The 25,717-nt window shown below is 48.7% G+C and carries 18 protein-coding genes and 1 pseudogene; 4 read left to right on the forward strand and 15 right to left on the reverse strand.

What is annotated here, in order from left to right; all coding sequences use genetic code 11:
• Window positions 1–6 precede the first annotated feature (6 nt).
• The 9 genes and pseudogenes from selB to hutC form a co-directional block, all read right to left on the reverse strand.
• Window positions 7–1,830: pseudogene (gene selB, locus CBX96_RS21755) on the reverse strand (selenocysteine-specific translation elongation factor); the annotation flags it as partial.
• The gene (gene selA, locus CBX96_RS10380) at window positions 1,827–3,248 is read right to left on the reverse strand and encodes an L-seryl-tRNA(Sec) selenium transferase (protein WP_109286639.1); all 1,422 of its coding nucleotides are present in this window, start codon (window positions 3,246–3,248) and stop codon (window positions 1,827–1,829) included. The pseudogene selB and the gene selA, both read right to left, overlap by 4 nt.
• Before the next feature lie 57 nt (window positions 3,249–3,305).
• Window positions 3,306–4,214: a formate dehydrogenase accessory protein FdhE gene (fdhE, locus tag CBX96_RS10385; protein ID WP_011620939.1), complete on the reverse strand. Its 909-nt coding sequence runs from the start codon at window positions 4,212–4,214 to the stop codon at window positions 3,306–3,308.
• Entirely contained in the window at window positions 4,214–4,855 is a 642-nt protein-coding gene (locus CBX96_RS10390; RefSeq protein ID WP_011624735.1) for a formate dehydrogenase subunit gamma, read from the reverse strand. The genes fdhE and CBX96_RS10390 overlap by 1 nt, the downstream gene beginning before the upstream one ends.
• Entirely contained in the window at window positions 4,852–5,766 is a 915-nt protein-coding gene (gene fdxH / locus CBX96_RS10395) for a formate dehydrogenase subunit beta (RefSeq protein WP_011624734.1), read from the reverse strand. The genes CBX96_RS10390 and fdxH overlap by 4 nt, the downstream gene beginning before the upstream one ends.
• Window positions 5,767–5,768: 2 nt before the next feature.
• Window positions 5,769–8,783, reverse strand: coding sequence for a formate dehydrogenase-N subunit alpha (gene fdnG, locus CBX96_RS10400; RefSeq protein ID WP_109286640.1), 3,015 nt, complete (start codon window positions 8,781–8,783; stop codon window positions 5,769–5,771).
• Between the two features lie 608 nt (window positions 8,784–9,391).
• Entirely contained in the window at window positions 9,392–10,933 is a 1,542-nt protein-coding gene (hutH, locus tag CBX96_RS10405; RefSeq protein WP_109286641.1) for a histidine ammonia-lyase, read from the reverse strand.
• A 47-nt stretch (window positions 10,934–10,980) separates the two neighbouring features.
• Window positions 10,981–12,651 carry a urocanate hydratase gene (gene hutU / locus CBX96_RS10410; RefSeq protein WP_109286642.1) on the reverse strand — a complete coding sequence of 557 codons (1,671 nt, stop codon included), beginning with the start codon at window positions 12,649–12,651 and terminating at the stop codon, window positions 10,981–10,983.
• Between the two features lie 123 nt (window positions 12,652–12,774).
• The gene (hutC, locus tag CBX96_RS10415; protein WP_109286643.1) at window positions 12,775–13,482 is read right to left on the reverse strand and encodes a histidine utilization repressor; all 708 of its coding nucleotides are present in this window, start codon (window positions 13,480–13,482) and stop codon (window positions 12,775–12,777) included.
• A 197-nt stretch (window positions 13,483–13,679) separates the two neighbouring features.
• Here hutC and hutI point away from each other — a divergent pair, with 197 nt between their 5' ends.
• Complete coding sequence (gene hutI / locus CBX96_RS10420; RefSeq protein ID WP_011620931.1) at window positions 13,680–14,906, forward strand: imidazolonepropionase; 1,227 nt, start codon at window positions 13,680–13,682, stop codon at window positions 14,904–14,906.
• 675 nt (window positions 14,907–15,581) lie between these two features.
• Window positions 15,582–16,181, forward strand: a complete 600-nt coding sequence (locus CBX96_RS10425) for a hypothetical protein (RefSeq protein WP_109286644.1) — start codon at window positions 15,582–15,584, stop codon at window positions 16,179–16,181.
• A gap of 125 nt (window positions 16,182–16,306) precedes the next feature.
• On the opposite strand, the gene CBX96_RS10430 is transcribed toward CBX96_RS10425, so the two are convergent.
• The 3 genes from CBX96_RS10430 to CBX96_RS10440 form a co-directional block, all read right to left on the reverse strand.
• Window positions 16,307–17,062: a siderophore-interacting protein gene (locus CBX96_RS10430; RefSeq protein ID WP_109286645.1), complete on the reverse strand. Its 756-nt coding sequence runs from the start codon at window positions 17,060–17,062 to the stop codon at window positions 16,307–16,309.
• 35 nt (window positions 17,063–17,097) lie between these two features.
• The gene (locus CBX96_RS10435) at window positions 17,098–17,526 is read right to left on the reverse strand and encodes a MarR family winged helix-turn-helix transcriptional regulator (protein WP_011715375.1); all 429 of its coding nucleotides are present in this window, start codon (window positions 17,524–17,526) and stop codon (window positions 17,098–17,100) included.
• Between the two features lie 170 nt (window positions 17,527–17,696).
• Window positions 17,697–18,413: a hypothetical protein gene (locus CBX96_RS10440; RefSeq protein WP_109286646.1), complete on the reverse strand. Its 717-nt coding sequence runs from the start codon at window positions 18,411–18,413 to the stop codon at window positions 17,697–17,699.
• 367 nt (window positions 18,414–18,780) lie between these two features.
• Between CBX96_RS10440 and CBX96_RS10445 the strand changes: the two genes are divergently transcribed.
• Window positions 18,781–20,673 (forward strand): DUF885 family protein, encoded by a 1,893-nt coding sequence (locus tag CBX96_RS10445; RefSeq protein WP_258294448.1) that lies wholly within the window; start codon window positions 18,781–18,783, stop codon window positions 20,671–20,673.
• Window positions 20,674–20,763: 90 nt separating this feature from the next.
• On the opposite strand, the gene CBX96_RS10450 is transcribed toward CBX96_RS10445, so the two are convergent.
• The gene (locus CBX96_RS10450; protein ID WP_181382187.1) at window positions 20,764–21,495 is read right to left on the reverse strand and encodes a hypothetical protein; all 732 of its coding nucleotides are present in this window, start codon (window positions 21,493–21,495) and stop codon (window positions 20,764–20,766) included.
• 84 nt (window positions 21,496–21,579) lie between these two features.
• Entirely contained in the window at window positions 21,580–22,593 is a 1,014-nt protein-coding gene (locus CBX96_RS10455) for a DUF3137 domain-containing protein (RefSeq protein ID WP_109286649.1), read from the reverse strand.
• A gap of 354 nt (window positions 22,594–22,947) precedes the next feature.
• Between CBX96_RS10455 and CBX96_RS10460 the strand changes: the two genes are divergently transcribed.
• On the forward strand, window positions 22,948–25,146 hold the full coding sequence (locus tag CBX96_RS10460; RefSeq protein ID WP_109286650.1) for a TonB-dependent receptor domain-containing protein: 2,199 nt from the start codon (window positions 22,948–22,950) through the stop codon (window positions 25,144–25,146).
• Between the two features lie 105 nt (window positions 25,147–25,251).
• Here the strand turns inward: CBX96_RS10460 and CBX96_RS10465 are convergent, their stop codons facing one another.
• On the reverse strand, window positions 25,252–25,680 hold the full coding sequence (locus CBX96_RS10465) for a hypothetical protein (RefSeq protein WP_109286651.1): 429 nt from the start codon (window positions 25,678–25,680) through the stop codon (window positions 25,252–25,254).
• Between the last annotated feature and the right edge of the window lie 37 nt (window positions 25,681–25,717).

Genomic DNA, 25,717 nt, shown 5'->3' on the forward strand with positions numbered 1-25,717 from the left:
ACGGGTAAAACCACTGCGGTCAAAAAACTCCAACAGCTGAATACTGACCTTACGGCCTAGGCCAATCAGATCCTTAAACTCTGCGGTTTCGAGCTTGCCGTGGGTTTCCACATGCTCACGCACCAAATTGGCGTAATGGCACAGCTGCTCGCTCAGCAGATATCTATCCTTCACTACGGCGGTAATAAAGCCCTGTTGCACCAGTTGAAAACACAGCAATCTGAGTTTGGCTGGCTCAAGTTCGAGATATTCCCCCATCTCAGTCACCCACACGGGCGAGGTTTGTAGTGCCAACCAAGGGGCCAAGCGTTGCCAGCACTGCTGCGCCTCGCTATCGAGGACAATCCTGTGGTCCGCCAACTGCAGCAAGGCGCCGCGCAGCACCATCTGCCCATCTTGGCAGAGGCTATCGAGCACCTTATTGGCCAGCTCGTTGGGTAATATGCTGTGGCTCATGCGTTGCAGACGATTACGCCCTAGCCCTAGTTGGTCGGGATGCTGTTGGTGATACTCACGTAACAGCTCGATAAACTGCTGTTTTTCTTGCTCGAGTAGCTGGGTCGATAGCCCATAGGCACCGAGGCGAGTCAGCCCCGCCTGCGCCAGCATGGCGGCCAGCCCTTCATCGGTTAGCTGCCAGCGCCAACGGATTTCATCAATACTGAGCGCTTCGCTCTGGCCGAGTAGCGCCAGTACATTCACCGGATTGGAGAGCTGAGCCAGCTGTTGCAACTTGCTGACACGCTCCGGTGTGCGCTTCTTACGGTTGGGGACTTTTAATGCCAGCACCCGCCCTGCACCCAGGGTTTGCTTGCCGCCAATATGCCTGAGCACTATCGGATCGTCCTGACATAGCAGCAGCGGCTTATCGAGCACAATTTCGGCCAGATAACGCCCCTGTTCATCGGCTTCATCCAGAAGCGATACTCGCCCCAAGGTATGGTCGGCGCCGTGGTGACAATGCACATTTTGCCAATGGCTGATGGGTTCGAAACTGCGAATTTGCACCACAGGTCTAGCGCACAGCTCAGCCTGAGGCAGGCTGCTTAACCAGTCACCACGGGCAGGCGCCCTATGGTTATCGACCCCGGTAAGATTCAACGCGACCCGAGTGCCACTGAGTGCTCTATGAACTTCCATCCCTTGGCAATGAATGCCGCGCACCCGTAGTTTGGCCTTTTGCCCAGAACTGTAGAGACTATCGCCGATACACACACTGCCGCTAATCACAGTGCCCGTGACCACGCAGCCGGCGCCTTTAACGCTAAAGGCGCGATCGAGCGTCATCCTAAAGCTGCTGGCATCTTCCGCTTGAGTCGATTGCTGCTCGGCGATCTCTAAAATATGTTGTTTAAGGGTGTCTACTCCCGCATCGCCTGCATCATTCGCGCAGACTTCAAACACGCCGCTGGCCTCGATACCGTATTCGGCAAGCAGCGCCATCCCCTCTAGGGTCAACTTGGCGGCGGTTTGGTCATCGACCAAATCCCGCTTGGTCAGTACTAAGGTCAAACTGTTTAGCGGTAAAAGCGCGAGAATTTGCAGATGCTCGCGGGTTTGTGGCATCACCCCGTCGTCACAGGCCAACACCAGCAGCGCGTGGTGCACATGGCTCACACCCACCAGCATGTTATTGATAAATTTTTCATGGCCGGGCACATCGATAAAGGCTAAGCGAGTACCATCTCGCAGTGGCATAAAGGCGTAGCCGAGGTCGATGGTCATGCCACGGCGTTTTTCTTCGGGGAGCCTGTCGGTATTCATGCCCGTTAAGGCACGGATCAACGTGCTCTTGCCGTGGTCGACATGGCCCGCAGTGACCATAATCATAGCTGCACACCTAAGGTGCTGAGTTCGGCTAACAATTCGTCCTCATCATCGATACCGCGCAAGTCGAGACGAAGTTGATCTTGGGTCATTCTGCCAATCACAGGCCGCTGCGCCTGCTTAAAATGCTGCTCGAGCAGCATTAAACTGCCGCCCTCTTGCGCGTTAAAGCACAGGGCGATTGAGGGCAAAAAGGTATCGGGCTGCGAACCGCTACCGACTTGGGTTTGGCACTCCACTAATTCGATGTCATAGCTCGGGGCAAACAGCGGTGCTAAGGCGCGCTGCAGGCGCTCACCAATCTGGCGCAACTCAGCTTGGCTGCGGGCAAATTTAGCCATAATCGGCAGTTCCCGATCCAAGGTTTCGGGATTGAGATAGTGGATCAGCGTCGCCTCGAGCGCCGCGAGAATCAGCTTGTCGCAGCGCAATGCACGCTTTAGCGGATGACTTTGGAGTTTGTTAATCAACGCCTGTTTACCGACAATCAAACCCGATTGCGGGCCGCCGAGGAGTTTATCGCCGGAGAAACTAACCAGATCGACCCCATCCGCCAACATGGCTTGGGGCGTCGGCTCTTGTTTTAAGCCAAAACGGCGTAAGTCGGTGAGCGAACCACTGCCAAGATCCGAGATCAACGCAATACCGCGCTCGCGGCAAAGTTGGCCTAATCTGGCCTCATCCACCGAGGCGGTAAAGCCACTGATATGGTAGTTGCTGGTATGCACCTTCATGATGGCGGCGGTATTTTCAGTTATCGCCTGCTCATAGTCCTTAAGGTGAGTACGGTTAGTGCTGCCGACTTCCACTAAGGTGCAGCCCGCTTGGCGCATAATGTCTGGAATGCGAAAGGCGCCGCCGATTTCCACCAGCTCACCGCGGGAGACGATCACTTCTTTACCCGCCGCGACCACCGACAACATCAGTAGCACAGCGGCGGCGTTGTTATTCACCACACAGCAGGCTTCAGCGCCTGTTAGACGCTGGATTAACCCACTAATGGCATTATCTCGATGGCCGCGCTCACCGGCGGCTAATTCAAATTCCAGCGGCGTGGGATAACGCATCACAGAGGTCACCGCCCGAATGGCCGCCTCAGACTGCTGGGCGCGGCCAAGATTGGTATGCAGGATGGTTCCCGTGAGGTTCCACACGGGTTTTAGACTATGGCTATAGTCCTTAGACAATTGATCAACCAAATATCCGTTCAATAACGCCGGGTTAGCACACCAAGCGGGCAAGCGCCGCTCTTGGGCAATCAGCTCACGCGCCGTGCGTAACTGACTATCCAACGCCGCTTTTACCGCCGCTTTACCATAGCGTTGCAGCAAAGGGGCTAACGCCGCATCGGCGAGCAGACTGTCCATCGACGGCAGCGCGCGGTACAGGGCTTGGGGTGTATCGGGTACTTGGGTCATCATTTGTATCATCTTGATAAATATAAGGGGAAGAGCTCAGTGAGCCCTTCCCGACTTTGGTTATTGCTCAGTTTCGTGGGCCAGCAGCAATGGATTGACCGTGGTCGCCCCAAAGCCCTTGGCATTTAGCTCACTGTCGAGCATCAGGGTCGCTAAGTCGTCGGCCGCAACATCCATCAGCGGTGACTTTTCAACGAACAGCATCTTGGTGTAACCATGGCATTCGTCGCAGCTCTCGATGCGCACCTGCGCCTTGGCATCATCGAATGACCAGAGCGTCGTCCCTTTATCCTGACCACAGCTAGTGCAATGGGCGCGAATGTAATGCCATTCGCTCTCGCACAGACTGCAATGCAGATAACGCAGACCCGCTCGCGGCTGGTCGACGATCACGCTCGCCACGGGATGACACCCGCAAATCGGGCATAGGTTCTGCTGCACGACTTTGCGTTGATCGATCCGTTTAATCACCATAGGTGCCCAATGGGACCAGTAGACCCCCATCGCCGCCCAGATAAACAAGCTGAAGCGCGCGGGCACTTCGCTCATATGTCCCTGACGCAATGCACTGCCCCAGGAGGTGAGTTGTTCAGGAGATTGCTGCATCAACAACCGCAGCACTCGCGCCATATCCTCATCCACCTGCGGCAGCAAATCGCTTAACAGTTGTTGTAGCAGTCCTTGCCAGTAGCTATCTGCCTCTGAACCCAAGTGGGAAAGCGGAATCGCTTCATCTTTCCCCCAAGCGAGAAGCTGACCAAAGTCAGCCTCCGCCGCCAATCTGGCCTGAATCGCAACCACACGGCGGCATAGCTCAAAGTAGTCAGCCAGCGGCGAGTCCTTGGCCAACGACAACAAACGCTGCGCCCGTCTGTGATACACAGTTTTAGGGTCCACCGCCTTTAAGGGTTTAAGCTCCAGCGGCGATTCGCTGCCGGGGACCATAGGTATCTCGGCTGTATGACTCATTAATGTTTCTCCACGTCCGAATGTTCATCCAACATCAGCGGATGATGTTTACGGCACCAAGCCTTAGAGACCTTGCCGTAAAGCATGCCTGTGATAGAACCTTCCACCCAGGTCGCCATCCAAAAGTGCACCATCACAAACATCAGCATGATCAAGGCACAAATGGCGTGTAGCACGATCGCCCAGCCCACCACAGTGGCCGAAAAGTAAGGTGCAAAGTAGGGTTGCCACATGATGAATCCCGTCACGGTTAAGGTGATGGAAGTCAGCACAAAGGCACGAAACAGCACTTTTTGACCAGGGTTGTAATGGCCGATAGGCGGGATTTTTTCCTCGTTCTCGAACATCACGTCCTTGATGGCGAGCATCCAAGCCAGATCGTGTTTTTCCCATTTGTTGTGGTGGTAATAACGCACCAACATCAACATCAGCGGTAAACACATCATCAGGCCAGCAATTGGGTGAATAAACTTCGCCAATTGCGGTGTGCCCGCTATCGCGCCTAACCATTGGAAGGAGGGATAGAAGAAGGAAAAGCCCGTCAGAAAGGTGACTAGCCCCACGGCCACAATGAACCAATGACAGATGCGGTCGAACAGTTTGTGACGCACTACCATTTCTTGCTTGTTATGCTTGCTCATTTCTTGGCCTCCTCTTCCGCTTGCGCCTTGTCCTCTGGCGGCTGATAGCCGGGTTGGTCCTCTTCCACTATGTTGCGACCGACGGTGATCTTATGCAGGCAGGCCACAGCCGCCGTTGCAAGAAGTCCGACAGTACCTAGTGGTTTCACCCAGTCCTGCCACAGGGTGACAGACAATGGGATTTGCGGATCCTTTGGCATTTCGTAGGTTTCAGGCTGAGTGACATCGTGCAATATCATCAGCATGCCTGTGCCACCCACGCCCTCAGGGTTGTAGAGTCCGGCCTTAGCAAAACCACGTTCTTTCAGCTCGTTAACACGCTTTTCGGAGTAGAACAGCATGTCTTCGCGCGTGCCAAAACGCAGTGCACCCGTGGTACAGGACTTCACGCAGGAAGGCTCCAGCCCAACAGCCAAGCGGTCAGAGCACATAGTGCACTTGTAGGCTTTGTTGTCGACGGCGCTGATCTTCGGGATATCGAATGGACAGGCACTGGCACAATAACCACAGCCAATACATTTGTCCGAATCGAAATCCACAGTGCCATTGGCATGTTGAACAATCGCACCAGAGGTAGAACAGGCCTTTAAGCAGGCGGGATCCGCACAGTGCATACAAGCACTGTGGGTAAACTGCCAACGTAATTTGCCTTGGTCTTCGATCTCGTTGTACTTCATCAGGGTCCAGCACTCTGGCGACAGAGATGCAGGGTTTTGATAAGTCCCTTGGAACGAACCCACCTCTTCACGCAGGTCATTCCATTCAGAACAGGCGACCTGACAGGCTTTACAACCATTACACTTAGTCGCGTCAAACAGCTTCGCAATTTGCTTCACGCCACCGACTCTCGCCTGTGCAGGTGGAGTCGCTTGCGAAGTGCCGGAACGTTGAATGATATCTTGAGTCGCCATTATCAGACCTCCGCCTTTTCAACATTCACGAGGAACGCTTTGTACTCAGGCACACCCGTGTTGGCATCCCCCATCTCAGTGGTAAGGACGTTACAGCTATAAGCCTTACGTGTTAGCGCGTTATGGCTACCGTGACGTGGAATACCGAGTGTGTGTACCGTTTGACCATTGACCTGCAATGGGCGCATACGCTTAGTCACTAAGGCTTTAGTGAGAATGTGGCCACGTTTCGAGCTCACTTTCACCCAATCGCCATTCTTAATGCCTTTTTCTGCCGCCAATTGCTCATTCATTTCCACAAAGGTCTCTGGCATGGCAATCGCCGCTAAACGGCAGTGTGTCGTCCAGAAGTTAAAGTGTTCTGTGAGTGAGTAAGTGGTACAGGCGTAGGGGTATTCCTCTTTAGTACCGATAGTGTCTTTCACCCCTTCGAACCAACGCAGCACAGGGCTGTGCACCACATTCGGATGCAGAGGGTTGGTGCCGATGGGCGATTCGACCGGCTCGTAATGCTCTGGGAACGGTCCTTCTTTAAGCAGTTTGAGCGCGAAGAAACGACCTACGCCTTCAGCCTGCATAATGAAAGGATGCGCACTTTCCTGTGGATTCAACTTGGCATTGAAGTCGGGCACGTCTATCCCTTCCCACTTGCCGTCTTTCCACTCGACAATCTTACGGTGCTCATCCCAAGGTTTACCGTTCACATCACAAGAGGCACGGTTGTAGAGGACGCGGCGGTTAAGCGGCCATGCGAAGGCCCAGCCCGGCGTAATACCTTTACCCGATGGATCATGGTTATCGCGGCGAGCCATTTGGTTACCGGCTTCGGTCCAAGAACCCGCGTAAATCCAACAGGCACTGGCGGTACTACCATCGGCCTTCAGTTCAGCAAAGCTGCTGATCTGACGCTTGGTCGCAACATCGTAACCATTCAACTCTTTCGTCAGTTCGATAGAGCTTGGGTTGTGCGGATCGATATAGTTCCAGTTAATCGCTTCAATGGGTTCAGGCAGTTTGCCACCCTCTTCGCGATAAAGGTGTTTTAGCTCCTGCAGCAGACCAGAGACAATCTCTGAGTCCGACATTGCTTCGCCTGGAGGATTAGCGCCTTTATAGTGCCATTGCATCCAGCGGCCAGAGTTAACGATCGAACCTTCTTCCTCTGCGAACACGGTCGCAGGTAGGCGGAAGACCTCGGTTTGAATACTGGCGGTATCGACCTCGTTAAAACCGGGTTCGTTTTGCCAGAAGGTGGCGGTTTCCGATGACAAGTTATCAAGCACCACTAAGTACTTAAGGTTACTCAGTGCCTTGATGTTCTTGTTACGGTTAGGCATAGAGTTAATGGCGTTAACCCCTTGCACGATGCAACCGTTCACTTTACCACGGTACATCATGTCCAGATGCTTACCGAAGTCATACATCTGATCCCACTTAGGTAACCACTGATAACCGAACTCGTTTTCAGGCGTCGCGTTTTCACCCCAGAAGGCTTTAAGCAGGGACACATAAAACTTCGGATAGTTTTGCCAGTAGTTGGTTTGGCCAGGGCGCAATGGCTTAGGCGTATTCGCCGCCAAGTGAGCCGCTAAGGTTGGTTCTTTATCGTTTGGCAGTTTAAGGTAACCGGGTAAACTTTGGGCCAGTAGCCCCATGTCGGTTGAACCTTGAACGTTGGCGTGACCGCGCAATGCGTTAACACCACCGCCTAACTGACCAATGTTGCCCAGTAATAACTGGATCATCGCCATAGAACGGATGTTCTGCGCACCTTTACTATGGTGGGTCCAGCCCAGCGCATACATAAAGGTTGCCACACGGTCTTTAGTATGAGTGCTCGCAATGGCGTCACATACCACTTGGTAGTCCGCTGTTGGCGTACCAGTGATATTACTTACCGTTGCAAAATCATAACGTTCTACGTGTTGTTTGAGTAAGTTCCACACACAACGCGGGTGCTCAAGTGTTTCATCCACTTTGGCATAGCCGTCTTCGTCGAGTTGGTAGAACCAAGATTCTTTGTTGTACTCGCTTTTTGCTTCATCAAAGCCTGAGAATAGGCCGTCATGGAAGTCAAAATCATCCCGCACCAGATAACTGGCGTTGGTATAGGCTTTCACATAATCGAAGTTAACTTGATTGGTCGAAATCAAATAGCGAATCACACCCAGAAGGAATGCTATGTCAGTTCCTGAGCGGATTGGGGCATAGTGATCTGCCAATGACGCACTGCGGTTGAAACGTGGGTCAACCACAATCAACTTAGCATTGTTATGCTGCATAGCTTCTGTAACCCAGCCGAATCCGACAGGGTGAGCTTCTGCGGCATTACCGCCCATAATAATCACTACGTTAGAATTTTTAATATCGATCCAGTGGTTGGTCATGGCACCGCGCCCAAATGTTGGAGCAAGACTTGCTACCGTTGGGGAGTGTCAGTTACGTGCAATAGTATCGATAGCTACTAGGCCTAAAGCGCGCGCAAATTTTTGTGTTGCTAAGCCGCTTTCATTGGCCATACCGGATGAGGTCATCATCCCTGTGGTTAACCAACGGTTAACCGTTACGCCATCGGCGTTTTTCTCAATTAGGTTCGCATCACGGTCATCTTTCATTAAACGAGCAATACGTTTAAAGGCATCATGCCAGCTGATCCGTTCCCATTTGTTGCTGCCGGGGGCGCGATATTCTGGATACTGTAAACGGTGTGGACTGTTAACATAATCCACAAGGCCAGCACCCTTAGAGCACAATGCACCTCGGTTTACTGGATGATCGGCATCACCCTCGATATGGAAAATAGCATGTTCAGAGTTTTTACCCCCGCTGCCTTGGCTGTACATCAGCAGGCCACAGCCTACCGAGCAATACGGACAGTTGTTGCGGGTTTCTTTGGCTCCGATCAGCTTAAACTCTCGCACTGCTGCATAGGCCTTTTCGGACATCAATCCCAGCGCTGAAATCGCTGAGGTTGCCGCTCCGGCCGCACACAGTTTAAAAAACTGGCGTCTGTTCATAGCGTTCTCTCACACTTTTGTCGTTATGAGTTTGGTAATTGCAGTGGTAACGCTGCAATCGTTTGAGTGAGTCAACAAAGCCCCCACTTAATCTAAGATTATCCTTAAAGTGAAATTAGATAACAAATAATGACATGAGATCGAGATCTCAATTCACCAGCTAAAGAATAAACGACTACAAAATAGATTTTAAATTGACATTATCAGAGCTTAATCTCAGATAAACGACATAAATAAATATATAAACCCAAAAACCATCAAAAGACATTTTGTCCACCACTTAATGGGCATTTTGTCTCACAATGGCATATTAAGGTTATATAAAGTGTGGATTTAAAGCCGAAACGAAATAAGAGATGATTAAAAACACCTCAAATTTACCGGTTTTGGATGGATAGACAGCCATCAAAGCTGACAATGTAAAGATTGGATAAAAAAGCACTCATCCTGCGGTGTTAAACACACCTAAAGTACAAAGTGCAAAAACAGCGAAATCGCCGCATAGGATAGACAAAAGGCATAGCAAATCGCTATGCCTTTCACTTTATTGGTCGCTTGCTTCAGCACTTTTCACCCGCTGATGGGTTATCGGCACCAAAGACTGTGCATTACAGACTCGGCAATACGCCTTGGGGCAAGTAAGCATTGAAGCTGGCGGTATAAAGCAGATCCGTTGCCGCATCGATATCCGGCGCAAAGTATCTGTCTTTATCATAGTAGGCAACCACTTCGCGTAGCTCGGCCTTTGCCTGCGCCACTGCTTTGCTTGGCATTAATGGCGCGCGGAAGTCTAAACCTTGGGCGGCCGCCAATAACTCAACCGCTAACACGCCACGGGTGTTTTCGCTCATATCCCGTAAACGGCGCGCCGCAAAAGTCGCCATAGACACATGATCTTCTTGGTTGGCCGAGGTCGGTAAACTGTCGACCGATGCTGGATGGGCGTAAGTTTTGTTTTCAGAGGCCAATGCCGCCGCCGTCACTTGGGCGATCATAAAGCCCGAGTTCACTCCACCGTTTTTAACCAGGAAAGGTGGCAGTTTAGACAGACTAGAGTCGATGAGCAGCGCGATACGACGCTCTGCAATCGCGCCTAATTCGGCAATCGCAATCGCCAAGTTATCGGCTGCCATAGCAACGGGCTCGGCGTGGAAGTTACCGCCGGAGATAATATCGCCAGTATCTTGGAATACCAACGGGTTATCGGTCACGCCATTGGCCTCAGTGCCTAACACCTCGGCCGCTTGGCGGATTTGGGTTAAACACGCACCTAATACCTGTGGTTGGCAGCGCAGTGAGTAAGGATCTTGCACCTTCTCGCAGTTGATGTGGCTCAAGCTGATTTCAGACTCTTCGCCCAGCAGATGACGGAACACCATGGCCGCATCGATTTGTCCTTTCTGACCACGGGCCGCATGAATGCGTGGGTCAAACGGACTGCGGCTACCCATGGCGGCCTCGACGCTCATGGCGCCAATCACTGAGCTTGCAGCAAACAAGTCTTCAGCGTGGAACAGACCTTCCAGCGCCAGTGCAGTAGAAGCCTGAGTACCGTTGAGCAGGGCTAAGCCTTCCTTCGCGGCTAAATCGATTGGTTTGAGGCCGGCGATTTCTAAGCCTTCGGCGGCCGAAATAATCTGACCTTGATAGCTCATCTCGCCTTCACCCAACAGCGGCAAACACATATGGGCTAACGGCGCTAAGTCACCTGAGGCACCCACAGAACCTTTTTCAGGCACGCAAGGATAAACCTCGGCGTTCACTAGGCTGATAAGGAAGTGAATCACTTCTAAACGGATACCCGAGAAACCACGGCTTAAAGAGTTGATTTTTAACACCATCATCAGGCGCACAGTCGCGTCCTGCATGTATTGGCCCGTGCCCGCAGCGTGGGATAACACGATAGAGCGTTGCAGTAATTGCAGATCTTCCGGGGCAATCTTAGTGTTGGCCAGCAGACCAAAACCTGTGTTGATGCCGTAAACGGTGCGACCTTCATCCAACACCTTTTGCACGATTTGCGCGCTGGTGTTGATATCGTTTATCGCCTCTGGCGCCAGTTCGAGTGTCAGCTTATGGCGGCTGATTTCACGCAGTTGCGCCAGACTTAAACTTCCGGGCGTTAATACTAAATGATTGACTGATTTCATTTTTACATCCGTATTCTTGTCGTTGTTTTTCACGGTTTGTTGAATAGCTAGTCTTTAAGCATGGGCAGATCTAAGCCCTGCTCTTTTGCGCAGTTTTTCGCGATCTCGTAACCCGCATCCGCATGGCGCATCACGCCTGTCGCAGGGTCGTTCCACAGTACGCGGCCAACACGTTTAGCGGCGGCCTCAGTACCGTCACACACGATCACTACACCCGAGTGTTGGCTAAAGCCCATGCCTACGCCACCGCCGTGGTGTAGCGACACCCAAGTCGCGCCGCTGGCAGTGTTTAGCAGAGCGTTCAGTAATGGCCAGTCAGAGACTGCGTCTGAACCGTCCATCATAGATTCGGTTTCACGGTTAGGGCTGGCGACTGAGCCTGAGTCTAAGTGGTCACGACCAATGACGATCGGCGCCGACAGCTCGCCGTTTTTCACCATCTCGTTAAAGGCTTGAGCTAAACGCGCACGGTCCTTTAAGCCCACCCAGCAGATACGCGCTGGTAGGCCTTGGAAGGCGATACGCTCACGGGCCATATCTAACCAGTTGTGCAGATGAGGATTGTCGGGGATTAGTTCCTTCACTTTGGCGTCGGTCTTGTAGATATCCTCAGGATCGCCAGACAGGGCAACCCAACGGAACGGGCCGATACCTTCACAGAAGAGTGGACGAATATAAGCAGGCACAAAACCGGGGAAATCGAACGCGTTTTTAACGCCAGTTTCGAAGGCCATTTGGCGAATGTTGTTACCATAATCGAGGGTCGCCGCGCCCGCCGCTTGCAGATCCAGCATGGCTTGCACCTGTACCGCCATCGAGGCTTTAGCCGCTTTAACGACGGCGGCTTCATCGGTTTTACGCATGTCAGCCGCTTGCGCCATGGTCCAGCCCTGTGGCAAATAGCCGTTCAGTGGATCGTGGGCAGAGGTTTGGTCGGTGACAACATCAGGAGTAATGCCACGCTTTACTAATTCGGCAAAGACATCGGCGGCGTTCGCTAACAGGCCGACAGAAACGGGTTTGCCCGAGGCATTGGCGTCGTTGATCATAGCCAAGGCTTCGTCTAATGAAGTGGCCTTTTTATCCACATAACGGGTACGCAGACGAAAATCGATACGGGTTTCATCCACTTCACAGGCAAGCACAGAGAAGCCAGCCATAGTACCGGCCAGCGTTTGCGCGCCGCCCATACCCCCTAAACCACCGGTGAGGATCCACTTACCGGCAGCCACGCCGCCAAAGTGCTGCTTTGCCACCGAAACAAAGGTTTCGTAGGTGCCTTGGACAATGCCCTGAGTCCCGATATAAATCCAAGAACCCGCGGTCATCTGGCCATACATGGCCAAACCTTGTTTATCTAGCTCGTTGAAGTGTTCCCAGTTTGCCCAATGTGGCACTAGGTTAGAGTTAGCAATCAGCACCCGTGGAGCATCTGTATGGGTGCGGAATACGCCCACAGGTTTGCCCGATTGCACCAATAAGGTTTCATCATCTTCGAGACGTTGTAGCACTTCGATAATCTTGTCGTAGCAGTCCCAGTCGCGGGCCGCGCGGCCGATACCGCCGTAAACCACTAAATCCTCTGGGCGCTCGGCCACATCGGGATGTAAGTTGTTCATTAACATGCGCATTGGCGCTTCGGTTAACCAGCTTTTACAGCTTAATTGGCTACCATGGGGCGCAATAATACGGCGGCTTGGGTCGTGTCGCTTGTCCATTGAGATGTCCTCTTTCAACCTGTTGAACTCACTTGCCATTAGGCTAAGTGCTATTGTTTTTATTGTGTTTTTGTCGCTAAACATCGGATTAATGCCGTAAGCCTTCACCTCTGTTTGCGTACGTTATTTATTGAATATCAGGTGTCCGCCGAGCTTAAAGCGGCTACCCGGGTGTACTAATTTGGCAAAACTCACCACCCCTTGGCGCGACCAAGTGCGGCGTGAAATCTGTAAACAGGGTTCAGTCGCCGGAATGGCTAACCTCTGCTGCAATTCGCTACTGGCAATAATGGCTTCGATGGTGTGGTGCGCCTCGGTCAGCGGAGCCACCTGCGACAGGTATTCATGGGGTGTCTGCTCGCTAAAGTCCTGCGCTAGGTAGTCTGGCGCAAAGGCCGGATTCACATAACGCTCCTCAACTTGCAGCGGTACGCCTTGCTCGCAATGCACTAACACCGAATGAAATACTGGACTCCCGAGCTCCAGCGCCAGTGCGATGGCAATAGGCGCGGTGGCATTCACTTGCTCAAGTGCCAACTGCTGCACACTGTAACCATGACCACGGTCTTTGATTTCATCGGCAATGTTACGGATCGCCAACATGGAGGATTGCGACTTTCGCCCCGCCACAAAGGTGCCCAGCCCCTGTGAACGCTCAAGCACGCCGTTGTCCGTCAGCTCAGTCAAGGCGCGACGCGCCGTCATCCGGCTACAGACAAACAGTTCAGCCAGCTGGTTTTCTGAGGGCACGCGGGCATTTTCTTCCCACTCACCAGACTCGATACAGCCAATGATATATTGCTTAATTTCTGCAAACTTAGGCGTAGCCAAAACACTTCCTCAAGATAAAATCTGCCTAGATTTGGCGTGGTAGATACTCACACACCAAAACACTGAGCCACTTTCAAACGTTCAAAATTGCGGCTACAATCCTAGCTTGTATATACAAGTAAATACAAGCTAGCTCACATAACTTTCGATAATAAAGAGTTTGCGGGGCCAAAAAGCCAACGCAGCGAGGGATAACAATGTCTTGGGATCAGGTTTGGATAGACGTTAACGTAGCAACAATGGACCCTTCCATATCAGCACCTTACGGCGCAATTACCAATGCAGCTATCGCAGTAAAAGACGGTAAAATAGCCTGGTTAGGCCCGCGCAGCGAGCTGCCCGCCTTCGATGTGTTGTCCATTCCTGTTTACAGGGGCAAGGGCGGTTGGATCACTCCAGGGCTCATTGATGCCCACACCCATTTAGTGTTTGCAGGTAATCGTGCCAACGAATTCGAGCTACGCCTAAAGGGCGCCACCTACGAGGAAATCGCCCGTGCTGGCGGCGGCATTATTTCCACGGTTAACGCCTGCCGTGAGGCCGACGAAGCCGAGTTATTTGATCTCGGTCGCCAGCGTTTAAACGCCTTGGCGAAGGAAGGCGTCACTACAGTAGAGATTAAATCTGGCTACGGTTTAGATACCGAAACCGAACTCAAAATCCTGCGCGTCGCCCGCGAACTCGGCCAACATCATCATGTGGATGTGAAGACCACCTTCCTCGGTGCCCATGCGGTGCCGCCCGAGTTTAAAGACAATAGCGACGGCTATGTCGACCTAATAATCAATAAGATGCTGCCTGCGGTGATTGCCGAAAACCTCGCCGATGCGGTGGATGTATTCTGTGAAAACATCGCCTTTAACCTAGAGCAAACCGAGCGCGTACTGAGCGCCGCCAAGGCGGCTGGCCTGCAAGTTAAACTGCATGCCGAGCAATTATCCAATATGGGCGGCTCTGAATTAGCCGCACGCTTAGGCGCTAAGTCGGTTGATCATATTGAATATTTAGATGAGGCTGGCGTTAAGGCCCTAAGTGAAAGTGGCACCTGCGCCGTGCTGTTACCGGGCGCGTTTTACTTTTTGCGGGAAACCCAAAAACCGCCTATCGACTTATTGCGTCAATACGGTGTGCCTATGGTGCTCGCCAGCGACTTTAATCCCGGCTCATCGCCCATCTGCTCGACCCTGTTGATGCTTAACATGGGTTGCACCCTGTTCCGCTTAACCCCAGAGGAAGCACTTGCGGGTTTAACATTGAATGCAGCCAAGGCACTAGGGATTGAAGAGAATGTCGGCAGCTTAGTAGTTGGTAAACAAGCGGATTTCTGTCTGTGGGATATAGCCACCCCAGCACAACTCGCCTATAGCTACGGCGTGAATCCCTGCAAGGATGTGGTGAAAAACGGTAAGTTAGTGCATCAATAAATCTAGGCTTTAGCCCAATCGCAGCAGCATTTTTCACGTAAGTTAATCCTAACAAGGAAGTTAGGGTTGATGGATACCGCCATCTCGTAATTTCATAAAAAATACAAAACTGTAAAATATAAAAATATGCAATTATTCGCTAAATAGTGCTCGTTCTGTTTGTGAAGAAATATAAAAAAACAAAAAATATCATCATATTAAAAACGCTAATAGAGAGACCATTTTTTAGCTGCCAACCGAGAAAAGCAAAACCTTAACCATCTGTTTCAAATGCCTTTATCACAAACATACTGAACGTCAGCTTAACCACGAGATAAACACTAAAATAATTCACATGGTTAACACTCCAACTTTATCTCCCCCCCTCGATTGCAACATCCTTGCATCAATAAAGGCACATCAACAAAAATACCAAGCGATTGATAAACAAGGAAATAAACAGGAAACACTTAACAACTACGCATTTGCAGTTACAACAACTGAATATTCATACATATTTATTGCAATTAAATTCATGATAAAGCCATCAAAAATGTAAACTTTAATTACGCGTGTCACAAAATGTATCAAAATAACTAAAATATTGTTTATTTATTACATCTTCCAGTCGATAGTTATTTCACCACGGAGAAATAATCTCCTGAATAGATTTTTTAAACTTAATAGGTGAAGCTCATGAAAAAATTACTCCTTCCTGTACTGGTACTCGGAACGCTCGCGGGCTGTAACGCAGATGACATTCAAAATGCCGCAGAATCTAAAGCAGGAGTCGATATTTACGACTCATCTGCAATTAAAGCGTCAGCTAAAGCATTCGCGTTAGGTTTAGAAGTGATCAGCCAAGCAGCCTTGGAATGTGGTACTGACTCAAACTGTGAAGTTGATGCTTCTTATGCCAATGGCAGCATTGAAGGCACATTAAAAGTCAGTGGTGATGTCAGTAAATATACCGTCACATCCGAAGGTGCACTGAAGATAAAGTCGGATGATGGTAAACAGTCTTTCAAAGTATCGTTATTTGCCCATGGCAATTCGCTTGTGTTAACTCAAGATATTAATAACGGAGCGCTTTACGCCGTTGAATTAACTGACTCACACTTTGAGGTAAGCAAACCTGAAGATGCAATGTTCGGTGGTAAAACTCTTATTCCATTTGAGTTTAATTTCACCACTACAGAGCTGACACCTAACGCAGGTAAGGGGGAGATTTCCGGCCAAGATAAGGATACTCGTACATTTACCTACACCAATGACGGTAATATTAAGCTCGATTAAACTTTGCTCTACTGGCTCCTGATCTGGCGTGGCGTATTCACGCCAGCAGGAAAAACAATCTATCAGCCACATCAGTTAATGCGATTAAGCGGCACTGAACACTAGATACCAAACAGCTAAAACTTTTAGCCCACGGTATTATTTTCTAACTGCTCATCTTGTTGTTTTACCAACTTATGCTCGCCTTCATTACAGCCGATTTTCCAGTAACTTGATGTATAAAAATGGCTTTTCGGTAAGTCGTATGTCTGCTTAAGCAGCTTTCTTAGGGCGCGCATACTGCTAAATTCGCAGGCGAGCCATACGGCACCTTGCCCCTCGAGTTTTGGCAACAGAGCAATGCGTTCGGCCAAGGGCTTATCTTCTGGGTCGGCCTCTGGATTAATCACCCAGTGCAATTGCACATTGTTAGGATGCACTAAGGGCTGAATATCGGCTTCACTTAATACCTCAATCACAGCGTAACCCACTGCATTGCTTGGCAATTGCGCCAAGTTCACGCTGATGGCGGGCAAGGCCGTCATATCCCCTGCCAATAAAAACCATTCGGCATCTAAGTTGATCAGTTTTTTCAGTCCGGGGCCACCGATTTGGATGGTATCCCCAATCTCGGTCGACTTTGCCCAACGGGATGCGGGGCCATCGGTATCGTGCAGCACAAAGTCCACATCGATTTCATTCATCCGCTGCTGACGAATGGTATAAGTGCGCATTAATGGCCGCTCATCCCCCGGCTGCGGAAACAGTAATTTGATATAGGCGCTTTCTTGATCGGCGGGAAAACCTGCAAAGCCAGCGCCGCCTAAGGTGATACGCAGCATATGTGGCGTGACTTGGGTTTTACCTATCACGGTCAATTCGCGCGGGGCGGGTCTGTTCATACTTAAACTCCAAAAAGATAAATGGCACTCAATGGTTAGCTTTCCGCCACGCTATCGCTGATCTGGTTGGCAATACGGATAAACACCGCAATTTCATCCTGATCGAGTGCTTGGGTCATATGGGCAACGGTGGCTTTTTCGGCGGCAATAATTTGCGTCATCAACTGCTCGCCCTGAGCCGTCGGTCTCAATAACTGGCTACGGCCATCCTTAGGATTATCGACTTTTAGGATATAACCAGCCTGCTGTAGCTCATTGAGCACCCGCGTAATTTGAGCTTTATCCCGCTGCATACGTAGGGCAATAGATTGCGCCGTGGCCTCGGGATGACGGCAAATCCCCTTGAGCGCCCGAATATGGGTGACAGGTAATTCAATCTGCTGCGCAGCAATATCCGCACGCAGCTGTTTTTTGTAGGCATGCACTAATCTGTGCAAGGTTTCACCGAGGGAAATAGCAGACATAATGACATCTCGAGATAGTTGACAATGTCAACAATGCCAAAAGTTGTTGACTTTATCAACTAAATTTAGACTTACAAACACAGTCCATGGAACTCTTACTTACTAGAATTTTAATGACGGGTAACGCCTGATTTTTCAACAGTGACGTTATCAAACTATTTATTCAATATTTATGACATTAATCTTTTAATAATATCAGCAGCAATTTCTCTTCCTTCTTTAGTTTTAAGTGCTTCTTTAAAGAGTTTTATCAACTTCGTTCCCGCGGTTTTATACCAAACTCCCTTTGGGTATAGCTCCACGTCAGCTTTGCTTTTTTCAATTGCAGTTTCAATTTGTCTAGCCTTTTGCGGATCTAGACCGACTTCAGACTCGAGAGTTTCGATTCTTTTTTGAAGCTCCTCCAACTTAGCAAGCAAATCAATTTTTTCTTGCTCTTGAAAGTATTCATTAGGGTTTTCTATATGTTCATCAATACTAGATTGAAACTCACTAGTGACATCATCAACGATTGTTGTTACAGCTTTCCTTGAATGAATCAGATCTTCTCGAATATTCACAACCCAGTCACTCACTCTGTCTACCGCAGCAGAGATGTTATCATGCGTATGCGACTCATTATTTAGATAATCTCCTGGACTCTCAGTTGTACGAATGACTTTCTTCCTCTCAGCCTGCTGCTGATGAAATAATGCCACAGCCAAACTATTATCAGCTCTTACTTGTTCTTCTATCACAAATTGATATTTTGGCATTGCCAAAAAAACTAATTTAGCCAACGCAGATGAGTCATCAGGAAAATCTACGTTAAAATCTTCTCTGCAAAAATTACCATCATTTAGATTGCTTATGATTTCTGAAATTATTGAATTTTTTAACTTAGGCATTTATTTTAACCTTTGAATTAACATTAAACTTTTAACTGCACTTTGTCTTATTATAAAAAATAGGTCAACTAGTTACTCCTGAACTACGTTTTTCAACTGGATTGAAGTTTTATAATCACAGAGCGATACCTTATGAACTCAAGCCAACTTGCCATTTATTCTTTCTTAGCTGGTGCTGCTCAGATATTCATCTAACTCTCACCTTAGAGCCCCTCTCAAAACGAGTAACAAAATTCTTGCGGTTTAGATGCAATAAACTGCTAGGATAACCGTTCAAATTTGAGCTTGATCACACTAAACACGGTTTAACGCTTGAGGTGTCAGTTCGATAACGGATTTGCCTCAATGTCTTTGTATGAGTAACCCGATGAAAAGAATAATAAATGCTTTAATGCTGGCCATGTTAGCAACGGGCTGTAGCGATCCAAACCCAACACAGACCAATCAAACCGCTGAGCAGGCCAAGTCCGAAAAGGCCGTCCAAGTATTGAGCCTTAAGCAGCAACTTGCGCCAATCACCCAGCGTTATTTTGCCCTTAGACCCGAAATCGCCACCTATTATGGCGTGGCAGAAGATGAGGCTGGCAAGGATGTACTCTCTAAGCTGACCGATTACAGCCCATCGGGGGAAAATCATCGCCGTAAAGTGCTTAAGGCCATATTGACCGAACTCAATGCTATCGATGCCAGCCAGCTTAGCGCCTCGGAGCAAGTGAGTTTAGGCTCGATAAAATCTGAAATCGCCGGCGCATTGCTGCCAGCCGAAACCGTGGCCTATGGCACTATGCTCGGTGAATACGGCGTTTGGTTTTTACCATATGTCGTCAACCACTTATCTGGATTGCATGTTGAATTTCCTGGGTATATGGAAGATAAGTTTGCGGTCACCACCCCAGAGCAAGCTAAGGCCTACCTCAACCGCTTAACCATGTATCCTGCCGCCATGGGCACAGTTATCGATAAGCTGGATCAAGACGTGCAAATGGGCGTGATCCCACCCGATTTTATTATCGATAAGACCATAGCCGTGTTGCAGCAACAATTAGTGCACCATGCTAATGAACATCCCTTGGTCAGCAGTTTTAAAGCCAAATTAACCGCCGCTCAAGTACCAGAAAGTGAGGCGTTGGTGAACTCAGCCGCCGAACTGGTGGAGACAAAATATTACCCTGCGACGCGCCAGTTGATTTCCGCACTGCAAGCCGTGCGCCTCAAGGCCACCCATGTGGCGGGACTCGGACACCAACCTCAAGGCGCTAAACTCTACAAGGCGATGATTAAGCACCTCGCCAATTCGGAGATGACCCCAGATGAGATCCACCAACTAGGATTAGACGAAGTTGCCCGCATTACCGCCGAGATGGATGTGTTACTCAAACAAGTGGGTTACCGCAAAGGCACAGTTGGCGAGCGCATGCAGCGATTGCTTAAGGATCCTAAATACATCTATCCCAACACCGCCGAGGGTAAACAGCAATTAATGACGGACATTCACGGCTACCTAGCGAAAGTGAATGCCAAATTACCGCTGTGGTTTGGGCTGTTACCGAATCAAGAGGTTGCGGTTGAAGCCGTGCCAGACAGTCGCGCCGCCGCAACCAGCGGTGCATTTTACGATGCGCCTTCTCAAGATGGTTCACGTAAGGGCACCTTCTGGATAAGCCTGTACGATATGGCGGCGCTGCCCTCCTATTCGCTGCAAACCTTAACCTACCACGAGACCAATCCCGGCCATCATCTACAGACGCTCATCGGTCTGTCTGATACCTTGCCGCTGCTGAGTACCATTTTTTACTCTAATGCCGCGGGAGAAGGTTGGGCGCTGTATGCAGAGCGCTTAGCCGCCGAGATGGGCATGTATCAGGATAATCCGATTAATGACCTTGGTCGCTTGCAGTCTGAGTTACACCGCGCGGTGCGCTTAGTGGTCGACACGGGGATGCATGCTAAGGATTGGAGCCGTGAGCAAGCCATTGATTATGCAGTGACGACTGAGGGAATACACCTCTCTGAAGCTACGGGCGAAATCGAGCGCTATGTGGTTTGGCCGGGGCAAGCCTTAGGTTACAAGCTAGGCGAGCTGAAAATTATCGAATTGCGCACTAAGGCCAAAAAAGCCTTGGGCGATAAGTTTGATATTAAAGTCTTCCACGACAGGCTGCTTGAAAATGGCGCCTTGCCCTTAGATTTATTGGAGCAAAAGATGGATCAGTGGCTCGAATCCGCTAAGGCGGCCAATGCCGCCGAGACCAAGGTGTAACTCGGGTAAAACCGCTCACATCATCTCAATATAGGGGCTGCTTAGGCGGCCCCTGTCTTTTTACGGCTCCCTATGCTTTTACGTTTCAGGTTAATCCGCAAAACGACGCTGATACTTGCCGCTTAAATAGCGGATCACCACAAAACCGATAACACCTGGCAGTGTCCACGACAGCAGACGCAAATTGCCATGGTCGATAAACAAACGGCTGCCACCAAAGGCGAAAAAGGCGGTGTAACAGGCGATACCCGAGCCAATCATGGCGCCTAAATGCTCAATCCACCATTCTAATTTGGTCAAAGTCGCCTTAACGCTATAACGCAGGAATCCCGCCCCAACCGTAGTGCCTAATAGGCCGAAAATCACCGCGAGGATCAGCTTTTCTTGGTATCCCCATATCGCCATCACAGGGCCAAGTAACGTCAAACTCAGCATTAACGACAGATGCAGCGGCGATTTTAATTGCTGACGCTGCGCCTTATAACGCAGAACCAACACGCCATGCCTAACGGTTACTAGAGTTAACAAGCTGATATAGATGAGAAATATCCAAGCATTTTTACGATCCGCAATCTGCGCTGCTAAAGAATCGGCGTTGGCCGCAGGCTGTTTAATCACCGCGAGCGGATCAATGAGGCCCGTCGTTGCCATCGCCACGCCCGTCGCCGCCACTGTGTACATGGCATAAACATAATAACGGCCAAAACGACTATGGTTCGCGCTGCCCTTTTTCAGCATGGCAGGCATCCAAAATAACACTAATGCCAATGCGCCCGCGGTAATATGCACAAATTGCGACAGGGTGAAAATCGTGTTCATCATCTTGCTCCATCAAAGTTTGAAGCTTGATATTAACGAGCACGGGGAGTCACCCATAAGTGCCAAAAGTCATGTTTTAAGCTGTCGCTATAACCCGGTATGTTTATCGAGCCTTAAGGTATCGATGATCGAGAAGGTATAACCTAACTCGGTAAACATCCGCTCGATATTGAGCTTAAAATCGATGGGGCGATCTAAATCGAGTTGATTGATAAAGAAATGGTGTTTTGTCGGGATCTTAATCAACAATTGTTTTTGATAGAAACAGGCTTCCACCTCGGCATTTAGCTCGCGGCCTAGGGCCAAGAGATTTTCCATCATCAAGGGATTGAGTAAGTAGCGCGCCTCGACTTGGTCACTGCTATACACCTCAAAACAACGCTCAAAACGTACATCCTCAAGCTTGACCCGCGACAGCTTTGTCTTAAACCCCTCAATACGATTTTTTAAACTGCCCTTATCCGTGACTAACAAGGTCGTACCGTTGAATCGCTTGGGAATATTGCACACCAGTAGCACACCATTGAAAATGGTCTCTCGCTCAACCGAACCATTGTTATTCGATTTAGTGTTGTAAGCATCGACCTCATAAAACTGAAACGGCACCTTGTTATAGGTTCCCTTAAGGCAATTTTGCGCATACTGCTTATCGGTTTTAGGCAGCAACCCCAACTCAAGGAAGGTTGAGAAATCCACCTTAGGTTCCCTCGTTAACGCATAATCATTGCCGAAGTACTTGAGACTAATGGGATAGAGTTTTTCAAAGGCGGCATTATAGAGTTCATTGCTTTCCTTTCCCGAGGCAATCGCCACTAACGCTATCACGGGAGTCGGCAGAAACACGCCAATCATCAAAGGCACAAAATAATCCATAGGCACCAGCATAAACTGCACCCCGAGCAGCCCAGCGAAGGCACCCAAAATCACCGTGATGCATATGTAGTAGATTGGGGTGGTGAACTTGGCATTTTCACGCCGCCTTTGGTTCACGCCTTCACGCTTTGCTTCAAACGGGGCGCATTTAGGGGCGATTTTTTGTTTGTAATACTTCTGAAAGGGAATACGGTGATCTTCGGGAATATCAAATTCAATCGAACTCATTGGCTCCTACTCTTACGATTCAAATCCATTTAGGCCAATGATTTTACATAATTTAGTGACCGAAAAACAGTTAAGCAGCCTGTTGTAAAACAGTTACTAGTAATAAACAATAAGTAATACCAATCACATTAAATCTCTAATTCAGTTCTGAGCGTCACAGGCATTTCAACCCTAAAATCCAGCGTCCATTTTCAACTCGGCAATCCCTCGTCTTATAAAATATAAAACCATCCATACAAAACACATTTACTTTGTTTGAATAACGTAAATTAAATGAGAATCGTTTGCATTTGTGCATTACAAGCTTAAAATCTCTGCGATTTTTAAAGCCTCTCTATAAAAGGACTTAGTTGTATGAAAGCTCATCCATATTCTCTTCTCTATTATGCTTTACTTCCCTTTTTATCCTTCCACGCAGTTGCAGAAGATATCCATAAGAAGACAGAAGAAGCCACTAAACTAGAGGTCATACAAGTTATTGGAACTAAACTCGATTTAAAACAAAAAGCACTTGAAATCCCTAGGTCTATTACTGTTATTACTGATAAATATATCGAAGATACCCAAGCGTCCGAGCTGACCGATGTATTAATGCAAACCCCAAGTATCAGTGTAAATAATAACGATAGGCCTCTTATGGGGGATATCAGTATTCGCGGTTTTGGAAATGAAAGGATTAACCTCCAAGTTGACGGGGTAAATTACAAACAGTATAGCGATGGAAGCAATACTAATGGTTATATTAGCCCGCTCGATTTAGACCCCAGTGTCGTTAAAGCAGTAGAAGTCACTCGTGGAGCCGACGGCATATCAGCGGGAAGCGGTGCTATAGGGGGACAAATTAAAGTTGTCACTAAAAATGCGTGGGATTATACCGCTGGAAACGCGGGGGCAGGCGTGTTAGTAAGAGCTGGTATGGGTGATGTCGACTCCATGCGGCGCGGTGGAATTACCGCTTACTATGCGACTGAAGATTTAGGTATCGCATTGCATGCCAATAGACGTACCTTTGGCGATGTCGAAGTTAATCCAAGGGATGATGAAGACTCACTTAGAGGTCAAACTGAAATATTAAAAAATGATGGCAAAAATGATGACCTGCGCTTAAAACTCAATTTGGAAACTCCAATAGGCCGTTTCGACTCGGATACCTTTTACACTAATTCCAAAATAGCAGAACTCCCCTTTGGTAATAACACTAATTGGATTGATCAACCCTTAAACGAAAGTGAAACGGGTAAGCGTTTAAGCCAGTCATTGGCCTATCACCTCGATAGCCACTCCCCTTGGATCAATCTGCAAGCACAAGTCTATTATCAAGACTACCAAAGAGTTCGCGAACAGCAAGGCAAGATCATACTCAACCCAACTGAATATCCATTCGATAAAAAAGATACTTTCGAGGATAAGAGCTTCGGCCTTAACTTGAGTAATGGCATAAGTCATGAAGTTAACCATTGGCGTGGTGAAGTTACTCTTTTTACCAATCTCGATTACAGCCAATTTCAAGACGAAGAATTTAATCGACTCACGAATACCAATGGCACTTACTATGGTAAAAGCCAAGGAGAAACCTTCGCTTTTGGCCTAAGACATGAATCTGATTACAGCACTTGGCTGAGTACAGAAGCAGGATTTCGCTTTGACTCCTATCAGAATGAATCCGATAACTACCCACAATTTGGTGAGAATAGGGATAATGCATGGTCAGCTAATGCAGGCTTAACCATTCGACCGACAGACTGGTTACGCTTCTATGGTCGCTATAGTGAAAGCTTTCGTGGGCCAAACTTAAGGGAGCTATACAAGAAAGATGAATGGATTTGTCATAGACCAAGCAAACAATGCTACAGCGAACCGCAACCAGACTTAGAGGCCGAAAATAGCCGTAACTATGAAGTTGGATTTGGCTTAGTATTCAACGAACTTGCTTATGCCGATCGGCTCTTATTCAAACTAAACTGGTTTGATACCCAAGTCGAAAATTATATCGACACGGCACCTTATATGTACAAAATTGTCGATGGCCAAAAAGTACCAGCTTCCCCAACAGAAGCCACACACAGAGATTATTCCAGTAAAAATATTGGCATGCTCTATTCAAGCGGTATCGAGGCAGAATTAACCTATCAATATAATGATATTGATATGTTTGCTAATTACAGCAAAGTGAAGATGGATGTCGAGGGCATGCCCAACTTCTACCTAGGTACCATTGAAGATATTCGCCAGCCCTACAACCGCGCCCCCCAAGATAAAATCAATCTAGGGATTAGCTGGCAGCTGATATCACAACTGAGACTGTCATGGACATCGAGTTTTGCTATGGATATGACCCGTCTTCCCGAAGCACAACTCAAAAGAGAGATGGATGCAGAAGGCTATCAGCTTCACAGTGTATACCTAACTTATCAGGCGCCTTGGTTAGCGAGCCTAGAACTCAGGGCAGGTATTGAGAATCTTATGGATGAGAATTACTCAGTTTGGCCTGATGATGAGGAAAAAACCTTACCTGGACGTAACTACAAACTGGCACTCAGTTATCAATTCTAGAAAATGCATCAACGAACACTATCTTCTGACTAAATTGTAAATTCACAAAATCAAGGCCATTGAAAACAACTTTAATGGCCTTATATTTTTAGTCTACTCAATTTTTTAGCTCAACCTCAACTCGAAACGCTTAGCTCTACGCTGTAGTAACCAGAAGATGATTAACACCCCAAAGGAAGCGGCTAAGGTGGTCAGCGTCAGCGCAAAACCTTTGAATGACAATAGGTTTAAGCTAAAACCATCTAACGCTAACACAGCCAAGCCCAGTGGCATTTGGATAAACACAGCGGTGAACCAATCGAAGGGAAGTTTAGGAAAAATCCTGTGGTAAGCGTAAAGCACTAAACCCGCTAGCAATATCAGCAAACTCGCATCGTGAGCCCCTAACAGCAGGTACTCCACACTGTTCGGCGTAATCTTGGGTACAGCACTTAACATATCTAGCATATAACCCGCGCTAGCAACTAATGAGAAACTGATAAAACCCAATAACACTAATAAGATACCAAAACCAAATGCGGGTAAATATTTCATTTATCTCTCTCTATTCGCAACTGAAAATACGCAGTCT

Source organism: Shewanella sp. BC20, from assembly GCF_003129585.1.
Taxonomy (GTDB): Bacteria; Pseudomonadota; Gammaproteobacteria; order Enterobacterales; family Shewanellaceae; genus Shewanella; species Shewanella seohaensis.

Bases quoted from the DNA above. Each gene is read 5' to 3' on its own strand.
- CBX96_RS10460 (WP_109286650.1), top strand. From the start codon at position 22,948: ATGAAAGCTCATCCATATTCTCTTCTCTATTATGCTTTACTTCCCTTT.
- hutU (WP_109286642.1), bottom strand. From the start codon at position 12,651: ATGGACAAGCGACACGACCCAAGCCGCCGTATTATTGCGCCCCATGGT.
- hutH (WP_109286641.1), bottom strand. From the start codon at position 10,933: ATGAAATCAGTCAATCATTTAGTATTAACGCCCGGAAGTTTAAGTCTG.
- hutI (WP_011620931.1), top strand. From the start codon at position 13,680: ATGTCTTGGGATCAGGTTTGGATAGACGTTAACGTAGCAACAATGGAC.
- CBX96_RS10390 (WP_011624735.1), bottom strand. From the start codon at position 4,855: ATGAGCAAGCATAACAAGCAAGAAATGGTAGTGCGTCACAAACTGTTC.
- CBX96_RS10465 (WP_109286651.1), bottom strand. From the start codon at position 25,680: ATGAAATATTTACCCGCATTTGGTTTTGGTATCTTATTAGTGTTATTG.
- CBX96_RS10430 (WP_109286645.1), bottom strand. From the start codon at position 17,062: ATGAACAGACCCGCCCCGCGCGAATTGACCGTGATAGGTAAAACCCAA.
- fdhE (WP_011620939.1), bottom strand. From the start codon at position 4,214: ATGAGTCATACAGCCGAGATACCTATGGTCCCCGGCAGCGAATCGCCG.
- CBX96_RS10440 (WP_109286646.1), bottom strand. From the start codon at position 18,413: ATGCCTAAGTTAAAAAATTCAATAATTTCAGAAATCATAAGCAATCTA.
- selA (WP_109286639.1), bottom strand. From the start codon at position 3,248: ATGATGACCCAAGTACCCGATACACCCCAAGCCCTGTACCGCGCGCTG.
- fdxH (WP_011624734.1), bottom strand. From the start codon at position 5,766: ATGGCGACTCAAGATATCATTCAACGTTCCGGCACTTCGCAAGCGACT.
- CBX96_RS10455 (WP_109286649.1), bottom strand. From the start codon at position 22,593: ATGAGTTCGATTGAATTTGATATTCCCGAAGATCACCGTATTCCCTTT.
- CBX96_RS10445 (WP_258294448.1), top strand. From the start codon at position 18,781: ATGAAAAGAATAATAAATGCTTTAATGCTGGCCATGTTAGCAACGGGC.
- CBX96_RS10450 (WP_181382187.1), bottom strand. From the start codon at position 21,495: ATGATGAACACGATTTTCACCCTGTCGCAATTTGTGCATATTACCGCG.
- CBX96_RS10425 (WP_109286644.1), top strand. From the start codon at position 15,582: ATGAAAAAATTACTCCTTCCTGTACTGGTACTCGGAACGCTCGCGGGC.
- CBX96_RS10435 (WP_011715375.1), bottom strand. From the start codon at position 17,526: ATGTCTGCTATTTCCCTCGGTGAAACCTTGCACAGATTAGTGCATGCC.